Genomic DNA, 6,329 nt, shown 5'->3' on the forward strand with positions numbered 1-6,329 from the left:
ACGCGGACTCCGACCTGCTCACCAACCTCGCCTTCGTGGTGCTCGACGAAGTGCACTTCCTCGCCGACCGGTTCCGCCGTGCTGTCCAAGAGAACTGTTGAGGATTCTTCAGCTGTCATACCGGTCACTCTACGGAGGACCACCGACATTCCACCGGCATCCGCACGCCCACAAATCACCTGTGGATAACCCGGTCAGAAGCACTTTGTTGAGGAGGGGGCACCACAATCCGCCGCTACGGGTCGGCCTGGTCTGTGGCGAGCTCAGCGGATTCCAACGACATGAAACACAGGAGTCCGCGTTGTTCCCGTAGCGTGGGGCCATGGTGAACACGCGTCCCGACAAGCATGATCCACTGTCCTTGAAAGACTCGACACTGGCCGTGCATGCGGGCAATACGGTCGATGCGGGGTCGGGTGCGATCCGCACCCCGATCGTGATGGCGAACTCCTATGCATTGCCGGAGGACCCGTCGTCGGTGAGCTGGTCGGGCACGGACGTGCCGCTCTACACCCGGAACTCGGGAGTCAACCAACTGGGACTGCAGGCCAAGCTCGCTGCCCTGGACGGTGGCGAGGACGCCGTCGTGCTGGCGTCGGGTGTTGCGGCGCTTCACGCGGTGTTCTTCACGTATCTGCGCTCCGGGGATCACGTCGTGGTCGCCGATGTCAGCTACGAGGCGACGTGGCGGTTGTTCACGGAGCTGCTTCCCGACAAGTACGGAATCGAGGCCACGTTCGTCGATATCAGCGATCTGGCCGCGGTCGCTGCGGCGATTCGACCGAATACGCGACTCGTGCACACGGAGGCGATCGCCAATCCGACGACCCGGGTTGCCGACATCGAGGCCCTGGCGGCGATCGCCCATCGGGCGGGCGCGCTGCTCGTTGTGGACTCCACCTTCACTCCGCCTCCGTTCTATCGACCTCTCGCGGACGGCGCCGACCTGGTCGTCCATTCCCTGACGAAGTACATCAATGGGCACGGCGACGCGATGGGCGGCGCGGTGATCGGCTCCCGCGAGCTGATCCAGCGCATCAAAGCGGATGCGATGGTCGACGTGGGCGGAGTGATCTCGCCGTTCAACGCGTGGTTGATCACTCGCGGGTCGGTGACGCTGCCGCTTCGTCTCCGGCAGCATTTCGAGTCGGCCCAGTTGGTCGCCGAGTTCCTCGACTCCGACCCGCGGATCGCGTTCGTCGCTTTCCCCGGGCTCGCGAGCCACCCGCAGCATGAGCTCGCCGCGCGACAGTTCGCCGGTCGGGGCTATGGCGCGATGCTCGCGTTCGCCGTCGCGGGCGATCCGGAAACCCAGAACCGCTTCGTCTCCCAGCTCCGGGTGATCACCTCGGCCGTCTCGCTCGGTCATGACGAGTCGCTGATCGTTCATGTCGGCACGAGCGGACCGCGGGTCGCTGCGTACCCGGCGCCGTTCCGCGAGTTCGGGCATCTTCGATTCTCGGTCGGGCTCGAGGATCCTCTCGACCTGATCGCCGACCTGCGCGCGGCTCTCGACGCCACGTTCGCGTAGGCGTCACAGCCACGGCCACAGCCACGGTCGCAGCCGCAGCGAACGTCAGGCCCGGTTGCGCAACCGCGCGCGGCGGGCCTGACCGTCCTCCTGCAACTCCGCAATGGAACGCTGGGCCTTCAGGAAGTCCGTGAACGACTTGAAGCCGATCTTCTTCTCATCGAACCCGGGGTCGAGGCGCTTCATCTGCTGCTTGAGAGCGGATGCTGCCATCCAGCCGTCGACGTCGTCATTCGCCCGCCCGCGCAGGGCGCGCATGAGGAGTTTGCGGGCCTCCTTCGCGAGGTCCGGCGCCGGCGGCTCGACGGCCACTGTCGGAGTGGAGTGCGGAATGTCCTCGACGAGGTCCTCCCCGAGGTCCTCCCCGAGGTCTTCAACGAGGTCGTGGTAATACGAGAACTCGTCGCAGGCGTTCTTGAACGCCGCACTGGTCGAACCCTGCACACCGATCCCGATGACCGTGCGGCCCAGGCGCCGTGCGCTCTGGGCGAGCGGGATGTAGTCGGAGTCACCGGCGACGATCACAACGTGCGAGATGTCCTGCAGCCGGAAGAGGTCTTCAACAACATCGATCGCGAGGCGGATGTCCGCGCCGTTCTTGGTTCCCGAGGTGTTGAAAAGCTGCACGAGGTCGACCGCGCGGTCGACGAGCTGCTTCTGGTACCGGGTGTTCGCGGGTGCGGCCCAGTCCGCATAGGCGCGGCTGATTGCGACGGCTCCGAACGATGAAGCGAAGTCGAGTACTGCGCCGATGTTGACCGTGGCTTCCTGGAGCCGATCCGCGGTCTTGCCGGTGGCGGTGCGGGCCTTCTCTTTGATGAAGGCTCCACGACCATGCACATTGTCGTATTGGGAAATGATGATGTTGTCGAAATCGATGTAGACGGCGACACGTGTCTCGGACAGTTCAGCCATGCTTCAACGCTACCGCGCGGCGTCTTCACCGGTGGGAGCGTCTTCGCCGGTGAGGGCATCCCGGCAGGCGACGAGCTGAGCGAGAAGTCCAGCATGCTCCGCAGGGGACAGGGGGGACAGCATCCGTTTCTCGACACGGGCGACCGCCGCACTCGCGCCCCCCAGCACCGCGTGGCCGGCCGGGGTGAGGCGCGTCGGCCGCGCCCGGCCGTGTTCGGCGACATCGGCGCGCGCGACCAGACCGCGCTCCTGAAGACCGCGCAGTACCTCGTTCATCGATTGGCGCGTGACGAACGCCCCGCGGGCCAGATCGGCGTTCGATTGCTCCGGCTCGTGGCCGAGTAGCTCAAGCACCGAATACTGCGACACAGTCAGGCCCTGCGGGCGCAGAACCGCGTCCATCGAGGCGTGCAGGGCCGTCGCTGCCTGCTTGAGCAGATAACCCACCGACTCGGCCAGATCGCCGACCTTCTCCTCTTGACTCATGTCAGCATCCTGACACACAATAGTCATGTAAGGATCCTGACATGCGGGATTCGACGAGGAGAAGAAACCATGACTGTCACTGGACCCGATTTTCTCGCCCTGCAGGTGAGCGACCTCGAGCGGTCGGCGAACTTCTACGAGACGCTGCTCGGGCTGCGGCGCGCGCCCGTGAGCCCGCCCCACGCTGTTGTCTTCGCCACCGAGCCGATCGCCTTCGCTGTGCGGGAACCGATGCCGGGGTTCGACCTCGATGCCGTGCGCCCGTGGGCCGGTGCGGGAGTTGCGCTCTGGTTGCACGCCCATGACTCCCAGGCTGTGCACGACGTCCTGGTCGAAGCGGGAGTCCGGATCGTCAGCGCCCCTGCCCCCGGCCCGTTCGGTCTCACCTTCTCATTCAGTGACCCGGATGGCTACGTCGTCACCATTCACGACCAGGTCTGATGAGGAAGACGCCGGCCGGGGTCGCCAGACCTGTGCGACTGTATTGACCGGTACCCATTCGGAGTCGTCAGGCGGCGAAGGGGCCTCCGGGTCCGAAGGCGAGCCCGGCGAAGCGCTCGCCGATGCGGTGGTGCGTCGCGGCATCCGGGTGGAGGTGGTCGGGCAACGGATGCTCGGCGAAGTCCGCGGCGCCGTAGAGGTCGAGGCCGTCGAGGTAGTGCAGGTTCGGATCTGTGGCCGCCCGCTGCTGCGCGATACGCGCGAGCTCCGCCCGGATCGCCGTGAGCGTCAGCTTTCCGGCGGACGCTTCGGCCGGGTCCCCGGTGGCCACGAACTGCAGGCGACCGGAGGCCAGGGCGGCGAGGTCGAAGGCGCCGGGCCCGGGTGTGTCCTCGTGGATGGGGCAGAGGAGGGGCGAGACCAGCAGCAGCGGTGTTGTGGGGTGACCGTCGCGGATGGTGTCGAGGAAGCCGTTCACGGCTGGGGCGAAGGCGCGCAGGCGCATCAGGTCGAGATTGACCAGATTGATGCCGATCTTGACGCTGATCAGGTCGGCGGGGGTGTCGCGCATGGTGCGGGCGATGAAGGGGTCGAGCAGCGCGCTGCCGCCGAAGCCGAGGTTCACCAGATCGACATGGCCACTCGAAGCTGCAAGCGCCGGCCAGGTCTCGGTGGGATGGGCGGCGTTGGAGCCGTGGCTGATCGAGCTGCCGTGGTGCAGCCAGACCCGGTTGCCTGTCGCAGGCGCGGGTTCGATGGGCCGGTTGGAGCGGAGGGCGACGAGCTCGGTTCGTTCGTTGTGTGGGAGCCAGATCTCGATGTTCTTCAGGTGATCCGGCAGGCCGGTGAAGCGGAGGGTGCTGACGGGGCCGAGGTGGTTCGTGGTGGCGCCGGTGGCCATGTCCACGGTGACGGTGATGCCGGTCGTCGCGATGGCCTGACCGGCGAGCTTCCCGTCCACGAGGAGTTCGTACACGCCGATCGGGCGCGGCGGGGCGCCGAGGTAGACCAGCTTGGTGGGCAGTACGTCGAGTTCGAGGTCGGTTGCTCGGGTACTGAAGGCCAGCCGGACCCCGGAGGGCTGGGCTTCCATGGCGGCCAGCTGCGGGTCGGCGTATGCGCGAGCCCACGCGGGCAGGCGGTGCGGGAGCACGCCGTGGACGGTCTGTTCCAGATCGAGCGCGCCGCGGAGGAGGCCGGGGGTGATGGGCGTGGTGATCCAGTCGTGCTGGGAGGACATCTGTGAACTTTCTGATCGGGGATTTCCGAGGTGCGGGTGCGGGTGCCGGACGCGTGGCGTTCTGGCGTTATTCGGGCGCCGGCCAGGCGCGTAACAGGGCGTCGAGGGCGTCCAGGGTGCGAGTCCAGGACTCCTGGGAGTCGGGGGAACTGTTGCTGAAACCGCCCTCCAGCTCGAGGGTCGCAAAGCCATGGAAGACGCTGCCGAGCAGTCGGACGGCATGCGTCTGGTCCGGTTCCGTCAGGTCGTATCCGCGCAGGATTGCGCGGGTCATCGCGGAGTGGCGGACGCCGGCGCTGGCGATCGCGGTCTCCCGGTCGAGCCGGAAGTGCATGGCGGCGTAACGACCGGGATGTTCGCGGGCGTAGTCGCGGTAGACGTTGCCGAGCGCGACCAGGGCATCCTTGCCTGCCCGGCCGGCCACGGCATCCGCTGCCCGGTCAGCGAGTTCCTGCAGCGCGAGCAGGGCGATCCTGGTTTTGAGATCGTGCGAGTTGGTGACGTGGGAGTACAGGCTCGCGACCTTGACGTCGAAATGCCTGGCCAGTGCCGAGAGCGTGACCTGGTCGAATCCGACCTCGTCGGCGAGTTCAGCGCCCGCCTGGGTCAGGCGTTCCGCGGTCAGTCCTGCGCGTGCCATGAGAAGCTTTCCATTTTGCTAATGCTACATCAGTTTTGCCTAATGCATTTAGGTAGATTCGCGATGAGCGCCGCTGGGATAATTTCCCCATGAGCGACACGCGCAGAATCCGGTCGACGGGCGGGGCGACAGCCGGTCGAGCCGACATGGCCCTCTTCTGGGCCGGCCGCGTCGTGGCGACGCTCGGCGTGATCGTCACCGCCTGGGCGGCACTGTCGACCGGGTCGATGCTTGTGCACGGACATCCGGCCTACCTGGTCCTCCTCGTCCTCACCGTTGCCGTCAGCCTGACGGTTGCGCTGCGCTCCTGGCTCACGCGTACGGTCCGGCATCGCGGGCGCACGGGTGTCCGGGGTGTCCTCGTTGCGCTGTCGCTCGGAGTGATCGCGCTGGCCTGGTGGCTCGTGCCGTCATCGGCCGTTGAGCCGGCCCTGTCCGCCATGGACTCCGACACGAGCGTGACCGTGACCGAGACGGCCGACCAGATCGTGCTGCAGCCCACGGGGGCCGTGAGCGAGGTCGGGGTGTTCTTCCAGCCCGGCGCGCGGGTCGACGCTCGCGCATACGCGGCCGTGCTGCGCCCGCTCGCCGCGGCCGGGCACGTGGTCGTCATCCCCAAGCAGCCGTTCGGGATCGCGTTCCTCTCGACGGGAGCATTCGGGTCGGCGCGCGCCGCGCATCCGCCGGTCGAACGTTGGGTGGTCGGCGGCCACTCTCTCGGCGGGACGGTCGCGGCGATGGATGCCCAGTCTTTCGCCGGTGCGCCGACAGACCCGGTTGTCGGGTTGTTGTTCTTCGCCTCATATCCCGCGAACGACCTGAGCGGGCTGGGCGCCGGCGTGCTGTCGATCTCCGGTACGAACGACGGTCTGGCAACTCCGGACAAGATCAGCGCGTCGAAAGCGTCGCTGCCTGCGGATGCGCGATACCTCGTGATCGAGGGCGGCGTGCACGCGTTCTTCGGCGACTACGGGCCGCAGTCCGGGGACGGAGAGCCCTCCATCTCCCAGGATGCCGCGCGCGCCGAAATCTCGGCGGCGAGCGTCACGTTCGTGAACGCCTTCGACCACTAGGAC

At 67.0% G+C, this 6,329-nt stretch carries 7 protein-coding genes; 3 read left to right on the plus strand and 4 right to left on the minus strand.

Annotation, left to right across the window (positions count from 1 at the left end; genetic code table 11):
* The first annotated feature begins 322 nt into the window (after window positions 1–322).
* Window positions 323–1,531 (plus strand): aminotransferase class I/II-fold pyridoxal phosphate-dependent enzyme, encoded by a 1,209-nt coding sequence (locus QN345_RS14200; protein WP_322135222.1) that lies wholly within the window; start codon window positions 323–325, stop codon window positions 1,529–1,531.
* Between the two features lie 45 nt (window positions 1,532–1,576).
* Here QN345_RS14200 and QN345_RS14205 read toward each other — a convergent pair whose 3' ends face one another.
* Both QN345_RS14205 and QN345_RS14210 read right to left on the minus strand, forming a co-directional pair.
* Window positions 1,577–2,446 (minus strand): NYN domain-containing protein, encoded by an 870-nt coding sequence (locus QN345_RS14205; protein WP_134445757.1) that lies wholly within the window; start codon window positions 2,444–2,446, stop codon window positions 1,577–1,579.
* Between the two features lie 9 nt (window positions 2,447–2,455).
* Window positions 2,456–2,932, minus strand: a complete 477-nt coding sequence (locus QN345_RS14210; RefSeq protein ID WP_322140957.1) for a MarR family winged helix-turn-helix transcriptional regulator — start codon at window positions 2,930–2,932, stop codon at window positions 2,456–2,458.
* 69 nt (window positions 2,933–3,001) lie between these two features.
* Between QN345_RS14210 and QN345_RS14215 the strand changes: the two genes are divergently transcribed.
* Window positions 3,002–3,373, plus strand: a complete 372-nt coding sequence (locus QN345_RS14215) for a VOC family protein (RefSeq protein ID WP_322135223.1) — start codon at window positions 3,002–3,004, stop codon at window positions 3,371–3,373.
* Window positions 3,374–3,440: 67 nt separating this feature from the next.
* On the opposite strand, the gene QN345_RS14220 is transcribed toward QN345_RS14215, so the two are convergent.
* On the minus strand, window positions 3,441–4,613 hold the full coding sequence (locus QN345_RS14220) for a GDSL-type esterase/lipase family protein (RefSeq protein WP_322140956.1): 1,173 nt from the start codon (window positions 4,611–4,613) through the stop codon (window positions 3,441–3,443).
* A 67-nt stretch (window positions 4,614–4,680) separates the two neighbouring features.
* Window positions 4,681–5,253, minus strand: coding sequence for a TetR/AcrR family transcriptional regulator (locus QN345_RS14225; RefSeq protein ID WP_134445753.1), 573 nt, complete (start codon window positions 5,251–5,253; stop codon window positions 4,681–4,683).
* Between the two features lie 89 nt (window positions 5,254–5,342).
* Between QN345_RS14225 and QN345_RS14230 the strand changes: the two genes are divergently transcribed.
* Complete coding sequence (locus QN345_RS14230) at window positions 5,343–6,326, plus strand: alpha/beta hydrolase (protein WP_322135226.1); 984 nt, start codon at window positions 5,343–5,345, stop codon at window positions 6,324–6,326.
* Window positions 6,327–6,329 lie beyond the last annotated feature (3 nt).

Origin of the sequence: Cryobacterium sp. 10I1 (assembly GCF_035019805.1) — a bacterium.
GTDB lineage: Bacteria > Actinomycetota > Actinomycetes > Actinomycetales > Microbacteriaceae > Cryobacterium > Cryobacterium glucosi.

Coding starts and splice junctions, on each gene's coding strand:
- QN345_RS14215 (WP_322135223.1), top strand. CDS start 3,002: ATGACTGTCACTGGACCCGATTTTCTCGCCCTGCAGGTGAGCGACCTC.
- QN345_RS14225 (WP_134445753.1), bottom strand. CDS start 5,253: ATGGCACGCGCAGGACTGACCGCGGAACGCCTGACCCAGGCGGGCGCT.
- QN345_RS14200 (WP_322135222.1), top strand. CDS start 323: ATGGTGAACACGCGTCCCGACAAGCATGATCCACTGTCCTTGAAAGAC.
- QN345_RS14230 (WP_322135226.1), top strand. CDS start 5,343: ATGAGCGACACGCGCAGAATCCGGTCGACGGGCGGGGCGACAGCCGGT.
- QN345_RS14220 (WP_322140956.1), bottom strand. CDS start 4,613: ATGTCCTCCCAGCACGACTGGATCACCACGCCCATCACCCCCGGCCTC.
- QN345_RS14205 (WP_134445757.1), bottom strand. CDS start 2,446: ATGGCTGAACTGTCCGAGACACGTGTCGCCGTCTACATCGATTTCGAC.
- QN345_RS14210 (WP_322140957.1), bottom strand. CDS start 2,932: ATGAGTCAAGAGGAGAAGGTCGGCGATCTGGCCGAGTCGGTGGGTTAT.